Source organism: Streptomyces sp. NPDC056835, from assembly GCF_042789485.1.
GTDB lineage: Bacteria > Actinomycetota > Actinomycetes > Streptomycetales > Streptomycetaceae > Streptomyces.
Window position 1 is genome coordinate 130,717 of sequence record NZ_JBHUBB010000015.1, and the last position, 19,302, is coordinate 150,018.

Annotated in this window: 22 protein-coding genes, 1 tRNA gene and 2 pseudogenes; 12 read left to right on the forward strand and 13 right to left on the reverse strand. The window is 68.7% G+C overall.

Features of this window, described 5'->3' with window-relative positions:
• Positions 1-33: 33 nt before the first annotated feature.
• The 5 genes from ACFRMN_RS19250 to ACFRMN_RS19270 form a co-directional block, all read right to left on the reverse strand.
• Complete coding sequence (locus tag ACFRMN_RS19250) at positions 34-1,329, reverse strand: aspartate aminotransferase family protein (protein ID WP_383020862.1); 1,296 nt, start codon at positions 1,327-1,329, stop codon at positions 34-36.
• Positions 1,326-2,168: a nitrilase-related carbon-nitrogen hydrolase gene (locus tag ACFRMN_RS19255; RefSeq protein ID WP_383020864.1), complete on the reverse strand. Its 843-nt coding sequence runs from the start codon at positions 2,166-2,168 to the stop codon at positions 1,326-1,328. Before ACFRMN_RS19255 ends, ACFRMN_RS19250 begins: the two co-directional genes overlap by 4 nt.
• A gap of 187 nt (positions 2,169-2,355) precedes the next feature.
• Complete coding sequence (locus tag ACFRMN_RS19260) at positions 2,356-3,852, reverse strand: hypothetical protein (RefSeq protein ID WP_383020867.1); 1,497 nt, start codon at positions 3,850-3,852, stop codon at positions 2,356-2,358.
• Positions 3,853-4,045: 193 nt separating this feature from the next.
• A complete protein-coding gene (locus ACFRMN_RS19265) occupies positions 4,046-4,432 on the reverse strand; it encodes a PPOX class F420-dependent oxidoreductase (RefSeq protein WP_383020870.1) in 387 nt (128 codons plus the stop codon).
• A 106-nt stretch (positions 4,433-4,538) separates the two neighbouring features.
• Complete coding sequence (locus ACFRMN_RS19270; RefSeq protein WP_383020873.1) at positions 4,539-4,790, reverse strand: helix-turn-helix domain-containing protein; 252 nt, start codon at positions 4,788-4,790, stop codon at positions 4,539-4,541.
• A 64-nt stretch (positions 4,791-4,854) separates the two neighbouring features.
• Here ACFRMN_RS19270 and map point away from each other — a divergent pair, with 64 nt between their 5' ends.
• Positions 4,855-5,622, forward strand: coding sequence for a type I methionyl aminopeptidase (map, locus tag ACFRMN_RS19275; protein WP_383020875.1), 768 nt, complete (start codon positions 4,855-4,857; stop codon positions 5,620-5,622).
• A gap of 196 nt (positions 5,623-5,818) precedes the next feature.
• Here map and ggt read toward each other — a convergent pair whose 3' ends face one another.
• Positions 5,819-7,636, reverse strand: a complete 1,818-nt coding sequence (gene ggt / locus ACFRMN_RS19280; RefSeq protein WP_383020878.1) for a gamma-glutamyltransferase — start codon at positions 7,634-7,636, stop codon at positions 5,819-5,821.
• Between the two features lie 105 nt (positions 7,637-7,741).
• On the opposite strand from ggt, the pseudogene ACFRMN_RS19285 reads away from it, so the two are divergent.
• The 4 genes and pseudogenes from ACFRMN_RS19285 to ACFRMN_RS19300 form a co-directional block, all read left to right on the forward strand.
• Positions 7,742-8,080 (forward strand): annotated as a pseudogene (locus tag ACFRMN_RS19285) (hypothetical protein); the annotation flags it as partial.
• A 102-nt stretch (positions 8,081-8,182) separates the two neighbouring features.
• A complete protein-coding gene (locus ACFRMN_RS19290) occupies positions 8,183-8,500 on the forward strand; it encodes a hypothetical protein (RefSeq protein ID WP_383020880.1) in 318 nt (105 codons plus the stop codon).
• On the forward strand, positions 8,497-8,691 hold the full coding sequence (locus ACFRMN_RS19295; protein ID WP_383020882.1) for a hypothetical protein: 195 nt from the start codon (positions 8,497-8,499) through the stop codon (positions 8,689-8,691). Before ACFRMN_RS19290 ends, ACFRMN_RS19295 begins: the two co-directional genes overlap by 4 nt.
• Before the next feature lie 49 nt (positions 8,692-8,740).
• On the forward strand, positions 8,741-9,052 hold the full coding sequence (locus ACFRMN_RS19300; protein ID WP_383020885.1) for a hypothetical protein: 312 nt from the start codon (positions 8,741-8,743) through the stop codon (positions 9,050-9,052).
• 125 nt (positions 9,053-9,177) lie between these two features.
• Here the strand turns inward: ACFRMN_RS19300 and ACFRMN_RS19305 are convergent, their stop codons facing one another.
• The 3 genes from ACFRMN_RS19305 to ACFRMN_RS19315 form a co-directional block, all read right to left on the reverse strand.
• Complete coding sequence (locus ACFRMN_RS19305) at positions 9,178-9,387, reverse strand: hypothetical protein (RefSeq protein ID WP_383020887.1); 210 nt, start codon at positions 9,385-9,387, stop codon at positions 9,178-9,180.
• A 572-nt stretch (positions 9,388-9,959) separates the two neighbouring features.
• Positions 9,960-10,433 carry a hypothetical protein gene (locus ACFRMN_RS19310; RefSeq protein WP_383020890.1) on the reverse strand — a complete coding sequence of 158 codons (474 nt, stop codon included), beginning with the start codon at positions 10,431-10,433 and terminating at the stop codon, positions 9,960-9,962.
• A gap of 162 nt (positions 10,434-10,595) precedes the next feature.
• On the reverse strand, positions 10,596-11,327 hold the full coding sequence (locus ACFRMN_RS19315) for a GntR family transcriptional regulator (protein ID WP_383020891.1): 732 nt from the start codon (positions 11,325-11,327) through the stop codon (positions 10,596-10,598).
• Positions 11,328-11,450: 123 nt separating this feature from the next.
• Between ACFRMN_RS19315 and ACFRMN_RS19320 the strand changes: the two genes are divergently transcribed.
• The 7 genes and pseudogenes from ACFRMN_RS19320 to ACFRMN_RS19350 form a co-directional block, all read left to right on the forward strand.
• The gene (locus tag ACFRMN_RS19320) at positions 11,451-11,645 is read left to right on the forward strand and encodes a hypothetical protein (protein ID WP_383020894.1); all 195 of its coding nucleotides are present in this window, start codon (positions 11,451-11,453) and stop codon (positions 11,643-11,645) included.
• Positions 11,646-11,860: 215 nt separating this feature from the next.
• Positions 11,861-11,951: transfer RNA gene (locus ACFRMN_RS19325), tRNA-Lys, on the forward strand.
• Positions 11,952-12,472: 521 nt separating this feature from the next.
• Positions 12,473-12,754, forward strand: a complete 282-nt coding sequence (locus ACFRMN_RS19330) for a hypothetical protein (RefSeq protein WP_383020896.1) — start codon at positions 12,473-12,475, stop codon at positions 12,752-12,754.
• 61 nt (positions 12,755-12,815) lie between these two features.
• On the forward strand, positions 12,816-13,229 hold the full coding sequence (locus tag ACFRMN_RS19335) for a hypothetical protein (RefSeq protein ID WP_383020899.1): 414 nt from the start codon (positions 12,816-12,818) through the stop codon (positions 13,227-13,229).
• A 10-nt stretch (positions 13,230-13,239) separates the two neighbouring features.
• Positions 13,240-13,416, forward strand: a complete 177-nt coding sequence (locus ACFRMN_RS19340) for a hypothetical protein (RefSeq protein WP_383020902.1) — start codon at positions 13,240-13,242, stop codon at positions 13,414-13,416.
• 152 nt (positions 13,417-13,568) lie between these two features.
• Positions 13,569-15,476, forward strand: a complete 1,908-nt coding sequence (locus tag ACFRMN_RS19345) for a recombinase family protein (protein ID WP_383020905.1) — start codon at positions 13,569-13,571, stop codon at positions 15,474-15,476.
• Positions 15,419-15,823, forward strand: a pseudogene (locus tag ACFRMN_RS19350) (hypothetical protein); the annotation flags it as partial. The gene ACFRMN_RS19345 and the pseudogene ACFRMN_RS19350, both read left to right, overlap by 58 nt.
• A 162-nt stretch (positions 15,824-15,985) precedes the next feature.
• Here the strand turns inward: ACFRMN_RS19350 and ACFRMN_RS19355 are convergent.
• The 4 genes from ACFRMN_RS19355 to ACFRMN_RS19370 are packed head-to-tail and all read right to left on the reverse strand — an operon-like array spanning position 15,986 to position 19,271.
• Positions 15,986-16,924, reverse strand: coding sequence for an amino acid ABC transporter permease (locus ACFRMN_RS19355; protein WP_383020907.1), 939 nt, complete (start codon positions 16,922-16,924; stop codon positions 15,986-15,988).
• Positions 16,921-17,565 (reverse strand): amino acid ABC transporter permease, encoded by a 645-nt coding sequence (locus tag ACFRMN_RS19360; RefSeq protein ID WP_383020910.1) that lies wholly within the window; start codon positions 17,563-17,565, stop codon positions 16,921-16,923. Before ACFRMN_RS19360 ends, ACFRMN_RS19355 begins: the two co-directional genes overlap by 4 nt.
• A 10-nt stretch (positions 17,566-17,575) precedes the next feature.
• Complete coding sequence (locus ACFRMN_RS19365; protein ID WP_383020913.1) at positions 17,576-18,514, reverse strand: glutamate ABC transporter substrate-binding protein; 939 nt, start codon at positions 18,512-18,514, stop codon at positions 17,576-17,578.
• 13 nt (positions 18,515-18,527) lie between these two features.
• A complete protein-coding gene (locus tag ACFRMN_RS19370) occupies positions 18,528-19,271 on the reverse strand; it encodes an amino acid ABC transporter ATP-binding protein (protein ID WP_383020915.1) in 744 nt (247 codons plus the stop codon).
• Positions 19,272-19,302: the final 31 nt, after the last annotated feature.

The following is a 19,302-nucleotide window of genomic DNA, read 5'->3' on the forward strand; positions in this document are numbered from 1 at the left end:
AAGGCCGCGGCTACGGGTTCCCGACTGGCCCGACTACACCCCGCGCAGGGCCTGTTCGAGGATCGCGGCGCCCTCTTCCGCCTCGGCGACGGTCAGCGAGAGCGGTGGGGCGATCCGTAGCACGGTGGTGTTGTGGCCGCCGCCCTTGCCGATCAGCAGACCGCCCTCGCGGGCCGCTTCGAGCACGGCCGACGCCGTCTCGGGGGCCGCCTGGCCGGTGCTCGGCTTGATCAGCTCGATGCCGATCATCAGTCCGCGCCCGCGTACCTCGCGTACGGAGTCGACCCCGGCGCCGATGGCCCGCAGCCGCTCGATGAGCAGTCCGCCGACGCGGCGGGCGTTGCCCTGGAGGTCGTGCTCCAGCAGATACGAGAGATTGGCGAGACCGGCCGCCATCGTCACCGGACTGCCGCCGAAGGTCGAGATCGAGTTGGCGTCGAGGCAGTTCATGATGTCGGCGCGGGCGACGACACCGCCGATGGACATGCCGTTGCCGATGCCCTTGGCGAAGGTGAGGATGTCCGGCGGACCGTTCTCGCCGTGCGCCTGCCAGCCCCAGAAGTGCTCGCCGGTGCGGCCCCAGCCGGTCTGCACCTCATCGCTGATCCACAGGATGCCGTGTCTGTCGAGGACTTCACGGAACGCGGCGTACAGCCCGTTCGGCGGGGCGGTGAACCCGCCGACGCCCTGTACCGGTTCGGCGATCAGCGCGGCGGGCGTGCGGGTGTGACCGAGCAGATCCTCCAGATCGGCGACGCACGCCTCGATGAACCGTTCGTCGGTGAGCCCGGCGTACGGACCCCGGTTACGGACGCCGCCGTGCACGTACAGCGTCTGGAGCGGCGAGAGGCCGGTGGGCGACCAGCCGCGGTTGCCGGTGATGGAGACGGTGGAGAAGGACCGGCCGTGGTAGCTGTTGCGCATCGCCAGGATCTGGCTGGACCCGCGGTACGCGGTCGCCAGCATCAGCGCCGTGTCATTGGCCTCGGTGCCCGAGGTGGTGAAGAAGACCCGGGCGTCCGGGATGCCGGACAGGGCGGCGATCCGTTCGGCGAGTTCGACCATCGGACGGTTGAGGTAGAGCGTGGAGGAGTGGATGATCCGCCCGGCCTGCTCGCTCACCGCCTTGGTGACCTCGGGGAGCGCGTGGGCGGTCATGGTGGTGAGGATGCCGCCGAAGAAGTCGAGATAGCGGTTGCCCGCCGCGTCCCAGACATGGCGGCCCTCGCCGTGGGTGATCTCGATGGGCTCGTCGTAGTAGAGCGCGAGCCAGTCGGGGAGTACGGCGCGGTGGCGGCCGTACAGATCGTTCGTGAGGGGACGCGTCACGGCCGCACCAGCCCCTCGTACGCGTCGGGGCGGCGGTCCCGGTAGAACGCCCACTGCTGTCGCACCTCGTCGATCAGGCCGAAGTCCAGGTCCCGTACGACCAGTTCCTCCGCCTTGTCGCTGGCGGGCTCGCCGACGAACTGGCCGCGCGGGTCGACGAAGTAGCTCGTCCCGTAGAAGTCGTTGTCGCCGTACTCCTCCTGTCCGACGCGGTTGATCGCGGCGACGAAGTACTCGTTGGCGACGGCGGCGGCGGGCTGCTCCAGCTGCCAGAGGTAGCTGGAGAGACCGCGGGAGGTGGCGGAGGGGTTGTAGACCAGCTGCGCGCCGTTCAGTCCCAGCTGGCGCCAGCCCTCCGGGAAGTGGCGGTCGTAGCAGATATAGACCCCGACCTTGCCGACGGCCGTGTCGAAGACGGGCCATCCGGCGTTGCCGGGCTTGAAGTAGTACTTCTCCCAGAACCCCTTGACCTGCGGGATGTGGTGCTTGCGGTACTTGCCGAGGTACGAGCCATCGGCGTCGATGACCGCCGCGGTGTTGTAGTAGAACCCGGACTGCTCGACTTCGAAGACCGGGACGACGATCACCATGCCGGTCTCGCGGGCGAGCTCCCGCATCCTGGTGACGGTCGGGCCGTCGGGGACGGGCTCGGCCCACCGGTAGTGCTCAGGCTCCTGCACCTGGCAGAAATAGGGCGCGTTGAAGACTTCCTGGAACCCGATGACCTTCGCGCCCCGCAGGGCCGCCTCGCGGGCGTGCTCCTCATGCTTGGCGATCATGGATTCGGTGTCGCCCGTCCAGGTCGCCTGGACGAGTGCGGCGCGTACGACTCTGGCCACGAGCTGCTCCTTCGGCGAGTGCGTCGATGAGCTCTACGCACGTAGATTCGATGCGTAGGAGGAGAACGTAAGCCCCGTCTCACACTGGGGCAAGACCATCGCCGTTAACCCGCAGAGTCGATCAAGTTTCACACCCGAGCGGTCGACATTGGGCAAGATGCCTCAAACCGACCGAGTCCGGGGCCGGTCAGGTGGCGACGATCCCCGCCACCCGCAGGGCGTGTACGAGATCCCGCTCACGGGCCACCGAGACCGCGCGGGCGGCGTCGATCAGCTGCGGGACCAGCCGGCGCGGATCGGGTGCGGCGATCAGTACCGCGTCCTCGGGCGTACGGGCCTGGACGAAGGCGCTGAGCAGCGCGCGCGCCTCGTGCCCGCGGCCCGCCTCGCCGAGTGCGAGTACGGCATCGCTGATCTCCTCGACGGGACGGGAGACGCCCTGGCGCAGCAGTTGCCCGCAGTCGCCGTCCCGGCCCGCGGCGGCGAGCGCCCCGGCGGCGGCGGCGAGCCGTGCGGGCGGCAGGAAGGCCGCTTCCCAGAGCAGTTCGGCCCAGTCGGCTCCGAGCCCGGCGCGGTGCAGTTCGGCGGCGAGCAGCGGAAGCTGTTCGGGGGGCCGGCCCGCGGCTTCGCAGAGCACGACATGCGCCTCGCCGGTCCGGCCGTCCGCGCGCAGCCGGATCAGCGTGGCGACCATCTCGGCGGCGGCCCGCAGATCCTCGGCGGAGTACCGGGGCGCGGCCGGCTCGACGGGCGCGGCGCCGAAGCGGGCGCCGCGCGGGGAGGTGGGGGCGGACAGCGGTGGTACGGGGAGTGCGGGCGCGGGTGCCGCCTCGTCGAGGTCGTCGACTTCGAGCCCGGCGAAGCGGGCGCCCCGGGGCTTGCGCCGGGGCGCGGGCATGCGTTTCTTCTTCTCGTCGGGCTCCGGCGCCTCTTCGGGAGCGGCGGAGACGGGGTCCTCGGGCGCTGGTTCCCGGCCGGGTCGGCCCCGGTCCGGTCCATGCGGAAATTCCGTCCCCCGCACGCTGGTTGACGTAGCGTCAGACGACTCGGCGGACATCCTGCCGGACGTCTCGGCGGACATTTCGGCGGACGTCTCGGCGGGCCTCGCACCGGGCAGCTCACCGGGCGCCCCGCCGGACCTCTCCGCGCCCGGACGGTCGAAGACCGAGGGCTCCTCCGCGCGGAACCAGCCTTCCGGGGCCGGCGGGCGCCCGGGCCTGGCGGCACGGGCCTGGGGGGCCAACGATGCCAGCCGGGCGCGGAGTTCGGCGCAGCGCGCGGAGGCGCGCGCGTGGTCGTCGCGGACCCAGGCGAGATCGTGGGCGAGCTGTTCGGCCCGGGGCGAGCGCTCCGGTGCGGTGGCGAGCAGCCGGACCAACTCCTCGGCACGGCCCGCCGCACGCGCCTGCTCGCGCACCATCAGCCGCAGCCGGTCGGACAGTGCCTCCGAACCGCCGGGGCGCCGGTCGTGCGCGGCGGCGGACGCCGTGTAGAGCCGGCCGGCCCGTTCGGTCTCGGCCGCCACCACCCGGTCCTCACGTCCGGCGGCGAAGTCCTGGAGCAGCGATTCCACCACGTCCCAGGGCGGCAGCTCGATGCCGTCGAAACACGCGCGCAGACCATCGGGGTCACGGTGGCGGAAGACTCCGTACCAGCCGCCCTCCGGTTCGAGGAGGGACGTCAAGTCCCTTAAGTATCGCGCGAACGCCCCGATCTCCGCTGGAAGTTGACGCACCGCCATCGCCGGCCCCGTTCCTGCCCCGCCGTGCTCCGCCGAAGGGAGCCCTCCGGTCCGCTGGCATTCGACCTCAGTCGTGTTACGGGGCGGCTACGGACAGGCTTCCGGCGCGGTTCGGGTACCTCACCGGGCCACGGAGTCAGAGGGTGACGGCGATACCGGTGTTCGCACGCTTACCGCGCCGTACGAGCCTGGCCGGCCGGTCGATCAGCCAGAACTGCCAGGTGTACTTGCGGGTGAGCAGCTTACGGATGCGGTCCAGCCCCGCCGGCTCCTCGATCAGCCGCGCCGTGCCCTCGGCGGTCGGCGCACCCTGCGCGATCCGCCCGCGCGCATCACACGCCGTCACCATGACCCGGCTGTTGTTGCGGATCCGCTTGATCTTCCAGGCGTCGGACCTGGTCCAGATGAACAGTTCGCCGTCCTCCACCGCGTGCCAGACGGGGGTGGCGACAGCCGTACCGTCCTTGCGATAGGTGGTGAGGCTGACATAGCGGCTGCGGCCGAGTGCGTCGAGGGTCGTCACGGGCGGGAGACTACGCGGTCCCCGCCCCGCCCGACAGCCCGGGCCGTCATTCCCCGATCCCGGACAGGACCGGAATCGGATCGGTCCCGGACGGACAGGACCGGGCTCAGACCGGTACCAGCACGCACGTCGCGGCGATCTCGTCCATCGACAGCCCCAGCGCCCCGGCCAGCGCCGCCACGGTGAAGAAGGCGGGCGTCGGCGCCCGGCCGGTCTCGATCTTGCGCAAGGTCTCGGCGGAGAGCCCGGCGACCGCGGCGACTTCCACCATGCTGCGCGAACCACGCGCCTCACGGAGCAGCCGGCCCAGCCGCTCGCCGCGCTCGTGCTCTTGGGGGGTGAGTGGAGTACGTACCATCCCGTCATTCTAATACCGCCGCACAAGGGTGCCCGGATCTCCGGCGACCGGTATAGTTATTGGAATGGTGGAGATCAAAACCGATGCGTCCCTGGACGCCATGCGCACCGCCGGCCGGGTCGTCGCACAGGCACTGACAGCGGTACGGGAAGTGGCGGCCGTGGGCAGTACCCTGCGCGCCCTCGACGAGACCGCCCGCGCCGTCCTGCGCGAGGCTGGGGCCGGTTCGCCTTTCCTCGACTATCACCCCGACTGGGCGCCCACGCCCTTCCCCGCCGTCATCTGCACCTCCGTCAACGACGCGATCGTGCACGGCATCCCCGACGGCTACCGGCTGCATGACGGCGATCTGGTGAGCATCGACTGTGGAGCGCTGCTCGACGGCTGGGTCGGCGACGCGGCGGTCAGTTTCACGGTCGGCCGGGCCCGCCCGGACGACGTACGGCTGATCGACACGGCCAACGAGGCGCTGGAGGCCGGTATAGCGGCGGCCGTCGTCGGCAACCGGATCGGCGACATCGCCCATGCGATCGGCCGCGTCTGCCGCCGTGCGGGCTACGGCATCCCCGACGGCTTCGGCGGCCACGGCGTGGGCCGGACGATGCACGAGGACCCGGGTGTGCCCAACGAGGGCCGCCCGGGGCGGGGGATGCCGCTACGGCACGGCATGGTGCTGGCGATCGAGCCGATGCTGATCGGGAGCGGCACCGACCGGCACTTCACGGCCCATGACGGCTGGACGATCCGCACCCTGGACTCCAGCCGCGCGTCCCACGCGGAACACACGGTCGCGATCACCGACGACGGGCCGCGGATCCTGACGGCACTCTGAGTGGACAGGAACCGGCACGGAAACGGCGTACGAAGTCGGACAGCTCGGGATCCGGATCCGGATCCGGGCCCGGTCCTCTGCCTGTCGCCGGTCGCGCGCCGGGGAGCAGCCGTTACCGACTGCCCCGGGTCCCGCCCCGGCCGGAAGAAGACCGGCGGGACGGGACCCGGGTGCCCAAGGCCGTTCCGTACGCCCCCTACTTGCCGTCCGGGCGCACCACCATCGCCGAGCCGCCGCCCCTGCGGACCTTCTCGGCCGCGGCCAGCCAGCGGCCGTCCGGCAGCCGCTGCACACCGGTCGCGGCGCCGATCTCGGGGTTCTGGGTGAACACATGCCCCAGCGCCTCCAGCTGCTGACGCACGGGGCTGTTCCAGAGGCCCGGCTCCAGCTCCGTGGCCGCCCCGTTGCGCTGGCTGGCCCGGGGCGCCGCGATCGCTTCGTCGAGCGGCAGACCGCGGTCAAGACGGCCGGTCAGCGTCTGGAGAACGGTGGTGATTATCGTCGCGCCGCCCGGCGAGCCGACCGCCAGGACCGGCCGGCCCTGGGAGTCCAGCACGATCGTCGGGGAGATGGACGAGCGCGGCCGCTTGCCAGGTCCCGGCAGGTTCGGATCGTGGACGGCCGGGTTCGCCGGGGCGAAGGAGAAGTCCGTCAGCTCGTTGTTGAGCAGGAAGCCCCGTCCGGGCACGGTGATCGCGCTGCCGCCCGTCGACTCGATGGTCAGCGTGTAGGCGACGACATTGCCCCACTTGTCGGCCGCGGTGAGATGCGTGGTGTTCTCGCCCTCGAAGGTGGTCGGCGCCGCCGTCCCGCCGGGTGCGCACGGCTTGGGATCGCTCGGATCACCGGGCGCCAGCGGGCTCTTGAGGACCGCGTCGTCCTTGATCAGGCAGCCGCGCGCGTCCGCGAAGCGCTGGGACAGCAGCCCCTCGGTCGGTACGTCCTCGAAGGCCGGGTCACCGACCCAGCGGCCCCGGTCCGCGAAGGCGATCCGGCTCGCCTCGATGAACCGGTGCAGATACCGCGCCTGGGTCGCCTTCGAAAGGTCCGTGCGCTCAAGGATGTTGAGCGCCTCACCGACGCTCGTACCGCCCGAGGACGACGGCGCCATGCCGTACACATCGAGTCCCCGGTACGAGACCTTGGTCGGCGCCTGCTTCTTCGTGCGGTAGCCGGAGAGATCGCGCGCGGTCAGATCGCCGGGGCGCGCGTTGCGGCCCGAGTCCGGGTTCACGGGAGGCTTGCGTACGGTACGGACGATCTCGCGGGCCAGCTCGCCCTCGTACAGCCAGCGGGTACCGGTGCGCCCCAACTCCTTGTACGTGCGGGCCAGATCGGCGTTCTTGAAGGTGGAGCCGACGACCGGGAGCTGTCCCCCGGGCAGGAAGAGTTCGGCGCTGTCGGGGAAGTCCGCGAACCGCGCCTGGTTCGACTGGGTCTGCGCGCGGAAGGTCTCGTCGACGACGAAGCCGTCCGTCGCCAGCCGCTCGGCCGGCTTCAGCAGTTGGGACAGCGAGCGGCTGCCCCAGGCGCCGAGCGCGGTGTTCCAGGTGGCGGCGGTCCCTGGCGTGCCGACGCTCAGACCGCTGGTCACGGCGTCCGCGAACGGGAGCGGTTTGCCGTTCTCCAGGAAGAGCGAGCGGTTGGCCGACCCGGGGGCGGTCTCGCGGCCGTCGATGGTGTGCACCGTACGGGACTTGGCGTCGTAGTAGACGAAATAGCCGCCACCGCCGATACCGGAGGAGTACGGCTCGGTGACGCCGAGCGCGGCGGCCGTGGCCACGGCCGCGTCCACGGCGTTGCCGCCGTTCCTGAGCACTTCGATACCGGCGGCCGAGGCATCGGCGTCGACGCTCGCGACCGCTCCCCCGTACCCCGTCGCCACCGGCGTCTTGACCGGCGGACGTGCCTGTGCGCCGGTCTCGGAGACCGAGGGGGGCGCGCACGCGCCCACCGAGAGCAGGGCCGCGGCAACAGCCGCCAAGGACACATTCCGCACAGCGGAGCGACGCATCCGTACCTCCAGTCGAGAACCGTTCGCGCAGCGTAGCGCCGGCGCCACCGCCCCGTCAGGACCGTCTCGAACTATGTTCGCCTCGCCCCGCTACGATGCGCGCCCATGACTGACGACATACGCACCATCGTGCTCGGCGTAGTCGCCGCCGGTATCTGCGCCTGCCTGGGCTGGCTCGCCCGTACCCATCTCTGGCGCCGCAAGCTCCGCCGTAAGCAGGCGTTCTTCGGCCTGCCGGGAAACTCCGAGTGTCTGCTGGTCGTCAGTCGTGAGGCGGGCGGCGACGGAGCCGTCCACCGCTACGACGTCTCCGCCCTGCTTGAGCTGGCGGCGCTGATCAAGGACTGCGGCGCGCACGCCGAGATCGTCCAGCACGACTCGGCACGCCAGGGCTTCGGGGAGCGTACGGAGTTCTGCCTCGGCGGCCCGAACTCGAAGGCACGTGAGCCCTAGCACCGCCATTCAACTCACTTTGACCGTAGCCGCCTGACCAGCACAAACATCCAGCCCCTGGCATCCGCCAGGGGCTTTGTCATGGGAGGACGCATGTCCCAACCGGCCTGGAAGGCCGAACTGCGCACGACTGTGGACGCCTGGACCGCAGGCGGCTCCATCGTGCGAGAGGGCGCCTTCGCCGCCCTGATGCCCCACATCGAGGCCGCCTTCAAGCGCGGCCATGACGCCGCGAAGCTCCGGCAGGGCTCCCGCCTTGTCGTGGAGAACGAGCGCCTGCGGCGCGAGCTGTCCGCTCACGCCCGCGAGCTGGCGGAGGAGGGGCGGCGGTCGAATCCAGACCGCTCCCCTGACTTCTCTGACGGTGTCGACTGGTTCGCCGACCTGATCGACCCGGAGGTGTCGACGTGAGCACACATCAGAAGCCCCCTGGCCGCCTTCGAGGCGGCCTTTCGCATTTCTGGGGCCAGACCCAGGACCGCTTCCATCTGGCGGCCTTCAACCGCAAGAACGGCAGGCGTCTCGCCTGGTCCCTCATGGAGGGCGCCATCGGCAGCGCTGTGGGCCTGCTCTTCGCGGCCCTCTACCTGGCGTACCGGTGAGGGGAACGTGATGCTGTATGGGTACGGCATGATCCAAGGAGAGGGAATCATGAGCAACAACAGCACTTCCACGCCATTGACTCTGACGCGGTCGCAGTGGGACGAGATCCGCGACGGCGCGAACAGGTGGACCGGTCGGCTTCAGGCCGAACAGAAGGAGATGGAGCGCCTTCCCGGCGGCTGGCCCGCTGGAATGCACCAGGACTACGTGGAAGTGCTCCGTATCGCCGAGCAGGCCCTCATGCAGGAAGGGGACACCATTACGGCGCCGGTGTCTCGCGGCGCGCTCATCACCCTTCGCATTCAGGACGGCTGGTCCGGAGACATCAAGGTCATCGCCGCTGCTGCGGAGGGACGATGAGCTGTGTCGTCCCTCCGCCACGGGGATGAGACGCACGTCCTGGCGGACGTAGTCATCCGCGAAGGCGAATAGGCAAGCGGAAGCCCCTGGGATTGATCCCAGGGGCTTCCGGTGTTCTTGACCCGTCAAGCTGTACGGCCCTCCCAAGAGACGTTCAGTCCATGACCCATGGCCTGAACAGCCTCCACGAAGGCGTACGGGCCTACGGCCCGCGCGGACTCCGTGATGGTCGCGCCGTGCTTTTCCGCCACGTCCATGGCGAGCGAGAAGATGACGTTCCACGCCATCTGATCGGTCATGGACTCGGTGATCTCCGGACGGGGTGCTTCACTCATTACCACTCGGCTCCGCAGTCCAGGCACCGCTGCTTGCCGTTCGGCAATGAGATGGTGCTCTTATGTCCGCTCGGGCAGTCGCTCAGCGGTCGTGCGCACTCAGGCTCTTTCACGGTCACTCCAATCACATGTACTCATCGGGTTTCCCGCCGTGATCGTCCTGCGGCCATGCCACGCGACAGTCGAGACAGGTGAGACGCCATTGCATCTCCCCGGTCTCGGGGTGCATCGCATGGGACAGAATCAGGGCCGTACCAGCACATTTGATGCATTGCGCCGGTGGCTTCTGGTGCTGCCAAATCTCGCTCATGCCCTCAGTCTCCCAGCGGGTCAAGACCCGCCCCGGCCGGAGTGCTGCCACCACGAGGGGATGTCCCGGCCGGGGCGGGGGTCAATGGGGGCTCAGCGAGCCCGACGGAACGCGTCCCAGAGCTTCTGACCTTCCTCGCAGCGCTGAAGCGCCGCGCAGGGCGGGCAGTTCGCCGCGTGAGTCATGAACGCGTGGTACGCAGTGAGCTTGTGCCCTGCGCCTATGGCCAGAGCGCGGCGTATGCCCGCTTTCGTGAACGCCATCAGATATCGCCTGCCAGGCACGCGGAGCCCTTGCGCACGAACGCCGCCACATCGTCCGGCTCGCAGAGCCGTCCCGGCCGCCGGATGGGCTGGGCCCAGTGCACGCCATCCGGGCCGAGCTGGTCCAGGCGGGGGACCCCGAGCCACGCACCGATGCCGCGCCCGACGCTGTGCGCCTCGCGCCAGCGCTCGCACGTCCCGACCGGGACGAGCGCGTAGAACCATTGCGCGTGATCAGCAATCACGGGACCGGTGAGCGCGTCCGCCAGCGCCGCAGGCACGTCCTCCGCCACGGTCGTGCCGAGCGCCGCGTGCATGAGCGGCGCCGGCATGCGGATGGCGTCGAAGCGGATGCCGCAGCGCAAGACAGCGGGCCGCCCGCGGCCCCAGTCTTCGTACGCCCATACGGGCTCCTTGATACTGGACGCCAGCCATCTCGCGATGGCGTTGGTCGCCACGTCGGCCGCTTTCATCGTGCCTCCGGTGTGTATGGACAGCAGGGCGCGGCGCCTTCACGCCACTCCAGGAGTGACGCCGCACACATGCATAGTCCACCGGTGGACTAGTCAGGTCAAGATGCGGATACGACAGAGCCCCCGCCAACGGCGGGGGCTCGGCGCAAGATTGACGGCTTGTCACCCGCCCATCGAGTACTCCTCCGTCCGCGACCAGCGGCCGGACGGCGTGATGCCCACCTCGTAGGCCAGTGCGCGGCCGTCCGCGTCATAGGCGACATGCCGCACCTCGGCAACGGCCGCCGGGCCATCAAGACGAAGCAACTCCAGTTCGTCATCAGTCGCCAGCCGCGAAGTCCACCAGTCCCGCCCTGTGTGCGGACGCCGACCGGTCTGCATCTCCACGTAGCGCGTGGTGCCCTCGCGCACCCGCTCGCGCAGGAGCAACCGCGGCGCGGCCTCAGCGACCTCGGACGTGAACCAGCTGTACGACGTGGCCGTCGGGGTCTCGCCCTCGAACGTCACACGGTGCCTGCGCGCCACAGTGGCGCCCGCCTCGATCCCCAGGCCCGTGGACACATGCTCCGGTGCCGACACCAACTCGGCGGCCAGGATCTCAGCGTACTCACCCGCCGTGTAGATATTGCCCGTGACGACCGCCGTTGCGTACCGCTCGCCGGCGGTCCGGGCCAGCGGCATCCGCTCCTTCACGGTGGAGCCCGTGCCTTGGCGCGTCTCCACCAGTCCTTCATGACGAAGGACATCCAGCGCCTTGACGACAGTCGCGCGTGAGACGTTCCAGCTATCCGTCAACTCTCGTTCGGAGGGCAGCGTCTGCCCGGGTTCGAGGTCGCCGCGCACAATCTTTCCGCGCAAGTCGGCTGCGATCTGGTCGTACTTGGGCAGTGCCATTGCTCGCTCTTCCCCTGCCTAGTGGACTGGTCCAGTAGGCATGTTGCCCATCCTGCGTCAGCAGGTCAAGACCAAGGCCCCTGCGGTAGAACCGCTTCTGTCGTCACACGAAAGGCTTTATGCATGCCGCACTACCTGATCCGCTTCACGACCGACGAGCCCGACCGGGTGATCAAGGCAGTCACCTTGCGGCCGGAGTCACGAGACGGCTTCGACGTCTACGTGGCGTACGGCTCGGGGCGGAAAGAGATCGCCTACTTCACGGGGCGCAATGTCCTGTCCGTCGAAGAGACGGTGATCCCCCGTAAGGGGGGGTAGATCTTCCCTTCGGCAGCGAAGGGACGCTCGCGGCAGACGTGCCGCGGCTGGTGCACCGGGCGATATCCCGGTGTCGGATCGACTGCGAGTGCAGCCCTCCCGGTGGGAGGTGGCGGGTGCGAGCCCCGCTCGGTCTACGAGGGTTGGGAGTGCCCCTCTGCCGGAAGGCTGCCTCCCTGGGCTCACCGCCCACGACGCGTACGGACAGGTGAGCACGCGCAGTAGCTCAACGGCAGAGCGCCGACACCCGGGGCCGTCTTGCGGCGGCGCGATCGGATGTTGCGGGTTCGAATCCCGCCTGCGCACAGGACCGTGGGACACGCCCGCGAGGAACGCCGGCCGCCCCTCGGGGTGGGACGCCCAGACGGGCCCGGCCAGCGCCTCCGGCGGTGATAGGTCCTGGTGGGGCACGCCCCGACTCCACCCCAGGAGGGGCTTGTAGCCAGGTCTGGCCAGCCTGAACCGAAACCGAATGGCCAATGCAGCCCCCGCTGAAAGTGAGCAGCGGGGGCTGCTCCCATCCAGGAGAGGAGAAGCATGGAGATCGTCAGGGACGAGAAGATCCGGACGGGGCGGATGAAGCCGTGATGCTGCGAGCGAGGCCGCCGCAGCGTCGGCGCGGCCTCCACCGCCGGCCCAGAGCGCGCCGCCGCTGGTGGCGCATCTGGTGATCGGTAATGACCGACATTGGCCCCCGACTGGCTGCATCGTGGCCACGCACGGTTAAGTTTTCGCCAAGACGGCTCCGGGGGAGGCGCTGAAGCCTTCACCGGTCCGACACTGTCCGTGCTGCCATATTTTGCCCACTTGAGGGGACCCCCCGCGCCATGCCACCAAGAAAGAAGATCACGTTGCCAGAGGACGTCAGGCGCGCGTTCGAGGAGCGCCTCAAGCACTCTCAGCAAGTGGCCGACCGGGCCGAAGAGGACTTCTACATCGAAATCGCTCTGATGAACGCGGCAGGGATGACGATCGAGGAGATTGCCGCGACCCTCGAAGCGCGGACCTCCACCGTCGGAGACTGGAAGAGGAAAGGTGACCAAGCGCGAGAGCGACGCCGTAGAGAAGATCCTGACAGATCCGGCGAACTCGTCCAGAACGGGAGCTGAGGTTGCCGAACTGGTCATAGAGGCACTGGACGACGTCAGATCCAGAACGCACCGCCTGGCCGTGGTCGGCCAGATTCGGTACCGGGCCCAGGACACGACCCATACGGTCGTCCTGGGCCCTTTCAGTGCCCGGGGCATCCTGGACACCCCGGAGAAGTTCGATAGAGCCGTCGAGGGCACGAGCAGCGCCCGCGGTGTCGGGCAACAGCTCGCCTGGGACACGAAGAGCGGCAAGGGCCGCGGGCGCTTCATGCTGGCGCCGGCCTTCCTGAAGCCGCGCGATGCCTGGGACTTCTACCGCGGCGAAGGCCCGGCTGCTGCCGTGGCCCAGATGGTGGAGCAGATGCCCCGCGAGGTGGGGCCCACCTGCATCTGCGGGCTTCCGCCCGCGCCACCCTGCCGCTTTTGCCTCGGGGAGATGGAACGTCGCTGCCCGAAGCACGACCCGGGGCAGCCGCACCGCTGCAAGAGGTAAGGAGCGGGACATGCAGGACGGAGCATCCGCCGGCGAGGACGCCGGGGCCTGGCTGCGCGAGCACTTCAAGGGCGATCCGGCGCCGGAGATCAGCATCACCTGGCGAGACGAAGAGCCAGACCCCGTCGCCTACCGGCGAATCCTGGAAATCCTCTTTGCCCCACGGGCTGACAGTCCCTCCGCATAGGATCATCGCCGTAGGTGACCCCGGCGGCGTTCCTAGGCGCCCCGGGGTCTGGCCAGTCTGGAGGGACTGACATGCCCAAGACTCTCATGTCCGCAATCACTGTTACGGATGGGGGGCCGTACCTTCGCATCCGCTCTGTGGATTATCTGCGAGTGAGTACGGAGGAACAGAAGAAGGGCTACGGCATTCAGTACACGGGCAAGAAGACTGTCCGGTACATCGAAAAAAAGGGCTGGGATCACGTCGGTACGTACGCCGATGAAGGGGTGAGCGGCAGCCTTCCCGCTCATGAGCGGGATGACCTTTCCCGTCTGATGCGGGACGCCCGCATGACTCCGCGGCCGTTCGACATGGTCACGGTCTGCGAGGGCCGCGCTATCGGCCGCGCCGGACGAGCCTTCTGGCCCTGGGTCTGGGAACTCGAAGATCTCGGAGTCTTCGTTGCCGTCGTCAAAGACGACTACGACAACTCCACGGCGGCGGGCCGCAGCCGGATGCGCAAAGACGCTGACTACGCGGAAGAGGAGCGCGAGAACATCCGCACGCGCACCCAGGGCGGTATTCAGGAGAAGGCCGAAGACGGCCTCTATCCGGGAGGCGTCGTGCCGTTCGGCTGGAATGTGGCCGAGCAGGGCAAGAAGGGCATCTCCTATTACGCAGTCAGCGAGACGGAGTCCAGGACTCTGCGTCGCGGGCGAGAGATCTTCATCGCCAAGCGGAGCTGGTACATCGTCGCCCTGACTCTGAACAGTGAGGGCTACCTCCAGCGCAACGGCAAGCCCTGGACGCGGAAGAACATCCGCGGCCGACTGCTTGGTGATGCCGTGCTGAAGGGGCACGTCGTCTGGCGCGGCAAGGCCGCAGCGAGGTACCAAGACGGCAGCACTGTCTACGGAGAGACGGTCACTATCAAGCTGCCCCAGATCTTCACTCCGGAGGAGATCGAAGAGCTGAAGTCCGCCGCCAAGACGCCACCGAGGCCACCGCGGGCGGACAACCGCGTTTACATCCTGCGCGGCATGTTCACCAGCGTGTGCGGCGAGCTGTACCGGGGGCACCGGAACCATGCAGACTCCGTCGTCTATGAATGCCTGGGCAAGCAGGAGGACTATCCCGGCGCCGGCGGAACGTGCTCATGCCCTCCGCTGGAGGCTGAGCACACAGAGAAGCAGGTCTGGGACGATGTCGTGAAGCTCCTCGGTGATGCGGAGCGCATGAAGGCCATGGCTATGAACCGGATCGATGCCATGGCGCAGCATCAGATGGACTACACCGCGCGAATCGCCCAGCTTGACCAGCAGATCGCGGAGCAGTCCGACGTGATCGACGTGACTATGGCCGTGGCGGCACGGCAGGCTGCCAGGCGTGGCCTGCGTGGCGCCGAGGCGGAAGAGGCCGTGGAGCGGGCTATCGAGCCCCTGGAAGAGAATCGCGCAGGGCTGGAGAAGCAGCAGCGTGAAGCTGTGGCATACCAGCGCGAGGCGGAAGAGTCCGCTCAGCGACTGCACGATTTCGAGCGCCTGGCGGACATGGCGCGCAAGAACCTGCGCAATCTGGAGTCGGTGGAGAAGGCCGAACTTCTCCAACTGCTTGAGATGCAGGCCGTGGTGGTCCGCGCCGTACCGCGTCAGCGCGGCGCGGAGTGCACCGTCCGGGGCTGGTTTACCGAGCGTCGGCGCGGCGTACCGATCCTGACCGACGAGGGATGGGGGCGCATCAAGTCCCTGATGGGCGGCTCACGGTCCACGCTGGATCGACGGATGGTCGTGGAGGCACTGCTTCACAAGGCGCGTACCAACCTGCGCTGGCCGGATCTGCCCGCCGAGTACGGCAATTATCGTTCGCTGCGGACGCAGGCGCAACGTTGGCTTGCTTCGGGTGTCTGGACCGAGGCGATGGAGCTGCTGGCGGATGCCGAGTCCACTCCTGCCTGGGAGCCGGAGCACACGCAGATCAAGGTCAGCTTGCGGCCACTGGCCATTGAATCCAGAGTCGGCGACGAGGAACACAAGGGAATCGCCGGATGGCCGCGCATCTCAGCTCGTTGCTGCCCGGTGTGAAAGTCGACACAAGTACCGAACCCGGGCCGGACCGGGGCTCGTTCCGGATCGGCTCCGAGCGCTACCGCGCGGAGGGGGGCGTCACCGAGTACGTCCTGCTGGCGCGGCTCACCGTCGGGGAGGAGGCCCGGCCGGTCTTCCTCTTCTGCGGCCAGCGGGCGATCACCAACCAGGCGGCCACGCGCTATCTGTTCCGCCACCACGAGAAGCTGGCGCGCAAGCACGGCGGGAACTCGTTCTGTCTGCTGCTGAAGGTGGTCAACTCGCTGGCGTACGGCCCCGATGTGGTGGAGCTGGTCGCGGATGTGACGCGGGCGGCCCACGAGCCCGTCCCGGCCGCCGCCTAGCACGGCGCGTCAACGGTGGCGCGTCTCACGTGGCCCGCCCGCCGGGCGCGCTCCCGGGTGGAGCACAACCCGACCGGCGCACAGCTGACCTTCTTCCCGTCCGTACGAGATCCGTACGAGAAGTGATCTCCGGCTGCCGCCGGACGGGCCACTGCCCCTGAGCTACTGCCCGCCCGGCAGCAGCGTCCCTGGGGAGGCCGGGGCGACGCCCACGGCCTCTGTTCTCGGGTTGCGCCGCTGCCGCCCGGCCAGCCAGTGGGCGAACCAGGAGAGCAGCATGCACATCCCGATGTAGATCGGTGAGATCACCATCACCACAGGGATGAACGGCAAATCGTAGTCGAGATTCGAGGCGATGAGCTTTCCGGCATGGAGGAACTCCTCATAGGTGATCAGATAGCCGAGTGATGTGTCCTTGAGAGCGACCACCAGTTGACTGATGATCGTGGGCAGCATGGCGCGGACCGCCTGCGGCACCAGCACGTACGTCATGACCTGCGTCTTGCGCATGCCGAGCGCGTACGCCGCCTCCCGCTGACCGCGCTCCACCGAGTTGACTCCGGTACGGAACACCTCGGCGAGCACGGAGCCGTTGTAGAGCGTCAGTCCCGCCACCAGCGCGGGCAGTGCCTGGACCTTCAGCGCCACGAAGATGAAGAAGATCATCACCAGTACGGGCATGGCGCGGAAGAACTCGACCAGCGCGGTGGCCGCCCAGCGCACCGGCCGGTGCTCGGAGAGCCGGCCACAGGCGAGGACCGCGCCGAGTACGAGCGAGAGCACCGCCGCGTACGCGAAGGCCTTGAGCGTGTTGCCGAGGCCGCGCAGCAGCAGATCCTGGATGCCCTGGTACTCGAAGGGTGTCCACTTGGTGGCGGTGAACTGGTCGGTGGCGAAGAGGAGATAGAGCAGCCAGCCGAACAGCGCGGCGACGGCGGCCGTCGCCAGCACGCCGTACCAGCGGTGCCGCCGCTCCGTCCGGGGCCCCGGAAAGTCGTACAGCGCGGTCGAGTCGCTGCGGGACGTCTTTGCCGTCCGCGCCGTCCGCACCGTCCGCGGGGGCTTCGGTGACTTCGGTGACTTCGAGGCCGTCGAGCTCATCGGGCGACTCCCCAGTGCTTCTCCATGAAGTGGAACACCGCACTGATGGACAGGGTGATGATCAGATAGCCGACGGCGATCCAGACGAAGGTCCAGATGATGCTGTAGCCCATCTCGCTCAGACTCTTGTATGTGCCGAGCAGCTCGGTGACGCTGAACGCCCCCGCGATCGCCGAGTTCTTGGCGAGAGCGATCAGGGTGGAGCCGATGGGCGGGATGACCGAACGGAACGCCTGCGGCAGCACGACACCGTTCAGGGTCTGCCCGAAGGTCATCCCGAGGCTCCGGGCCGCCTCGCCCTGCCCCTTGGGCACGGTGTTGATGCCGGAGCGCAGCACCTCGCAGATGAACGCGGAGGTGTAGCAGCCGAGCGCGAGGACCGCGAAGAGCTGGAAGGGGAGGACGAGACCGAAGCGCGGCAGCCCGAGGACCACCGCGAAGAAGAGCAGTGTCAGCGGGGTGTTGCGCAGGACGGTGACCCATACGGTGCCCAGCGCCCGCAGGGCGCGGACCGGCGCGACCCGGAACGAGGCCATCACGAACCCGAGGACCAGCGCGAGCAGTGAGGCGTAGACCGTCAGCTCGACCGTGCCGAGGAAGCCCTCGCCGTAGAGGGAGAGGTTGTTGGTGAGTACGTCCATGGTTCCTGCCTCAGCTCGCCGGGTAACGGTCGATCGGCGGGGGCGGGGTGGCCCGGCGCCCGGAGAGGCCGAGGGTCGCGTCGTACGCCTTCTGCCAGTTGCCGTTCCTCTCGTTGACCGCGAGGGCGTCGTCGAGCGCGAGGCGCAGCGCGTTGTCGCCGCGCGGAACGCCGATGCCGTAGGGCTCCTTCGAGAAGGGTTTGCCGACCACCTTGAGTTCGCCGGGCACCTTGGCCGCGTAGCCCTGGAGGATCGTGTCGTCGGAGGTGACGGCGTCGACCTGGTAGGTCAGCAGATTGTCCACACAGACGGAGTACGTGTCGTAGCCGACGAGTTGGATGCGCGGGTAGTCCCGCTGGATCCGCTGGTACGGGGTCGATCCGGCGGCCGAGCAGACGCGCTTCCCTTCGAGGTCCCGGGGCCCGTGGATGCCGTGCTCGTCGGCCCTCACCAGCAGCGACTGCCCGGCCAGATAGTAGGGGCCAGCGAATCCGACGAGCTTCTTGCGGTTCTCGTTGATGGTGTACGTGCCGACGTAGTAGTCGATCTGCCCGTTCTGCAGGGCGGTCTCCCGGTTCGCGGAGGCGATCGTACGGAAGCGGATGGTCTTCGGATCGAAGCCCAGGGACGCCGACATCATTCTGGCGATCTCGATGTCGAAGCCGGAGTAGACGCCGGTGGCCGGGTCCTTCTCCCCCATGTACGGCTGGTCCTCCTTGGCACCGACGATCAGATACCCACGCCGCTTCGCCGTGGTCCAGGTCGGTGAGTCGGGCAGCCGGAAGGCCGTGTCCACCCGGTAGTGGGGCAGCGCGTCGGCCCGCGGGCCCTTCACGGGCGGGCTGCCCGGCTTTCCGCAGCCGGCGGCGAGCGCCGCCGGCAGGGCGAGCAGGAGGGACAGGAGCGCCGTAAGGGTTCTCCTCGTACGCGGTGCGCGACCGGAGATCATGGACCGCACCCCCTCAGTGCTTGAGGATCTTGGAGAGGAAGTCCTTCGCCCGGTCGCTCTCCGGGGCGGTGAAGAAGTCCTCCGGGGTGCGGTCCTCGACGATACGGCCGTCGGACATGAAGATCACGCGGTTGGCGGCGGAGCGGGCGAAGCCCATCTCATGGGTGACGACGACCATCGTCATGCCCTCGCGGGCGAGCTGCCGCATGACTTCAAGCACCTCGTTGATCATCTCCGGGTCGAGCGCCGAGGTCGGTTCGTCGAAGAGGAGGGCCTTGGGGTCCATGGCGAGCGCGCGGGCGATGGCGACACGCTGCTGCTGGCCGCCGGAGAGCTGCGCGGGCAGCTTGTCGGCCTGCGAGAGGAGTCCCACGCGGTCGAGCAGTTCCCGGGAACGCCGGTCGGCGTCCTCCTTCTTGCGTTTGCGGACCTTGATCTGCGCGAGCGAGACATTGTCCAGCACGGTCCGGTGCGCGAAGAGGTTGAACGACTGGAAGACCATGCCCACTTCCGCGCGGAGCCGGGCGAGTCCGCGGCCCTCGGCCGGCAGGGGCATTCCCTCGATGGTGATCAGGCCCGACTCGATCGTCTCCAGCCGGTTCATGGTCCGGCAGAGCGTGGACTTCCCGGAGCCGGACGGGCCGATGACCACGACCACTTCCCCGCGGGCGACCGTCAGATCGATGTTCTGGAGGACATGCAACGGTCCGTAGTACTTGTTGACGCCCCGCAGTTCGATCAATGAATCGACGGCCATGCGCTGCCCCACCCACTCCCGGCTGAGTCGA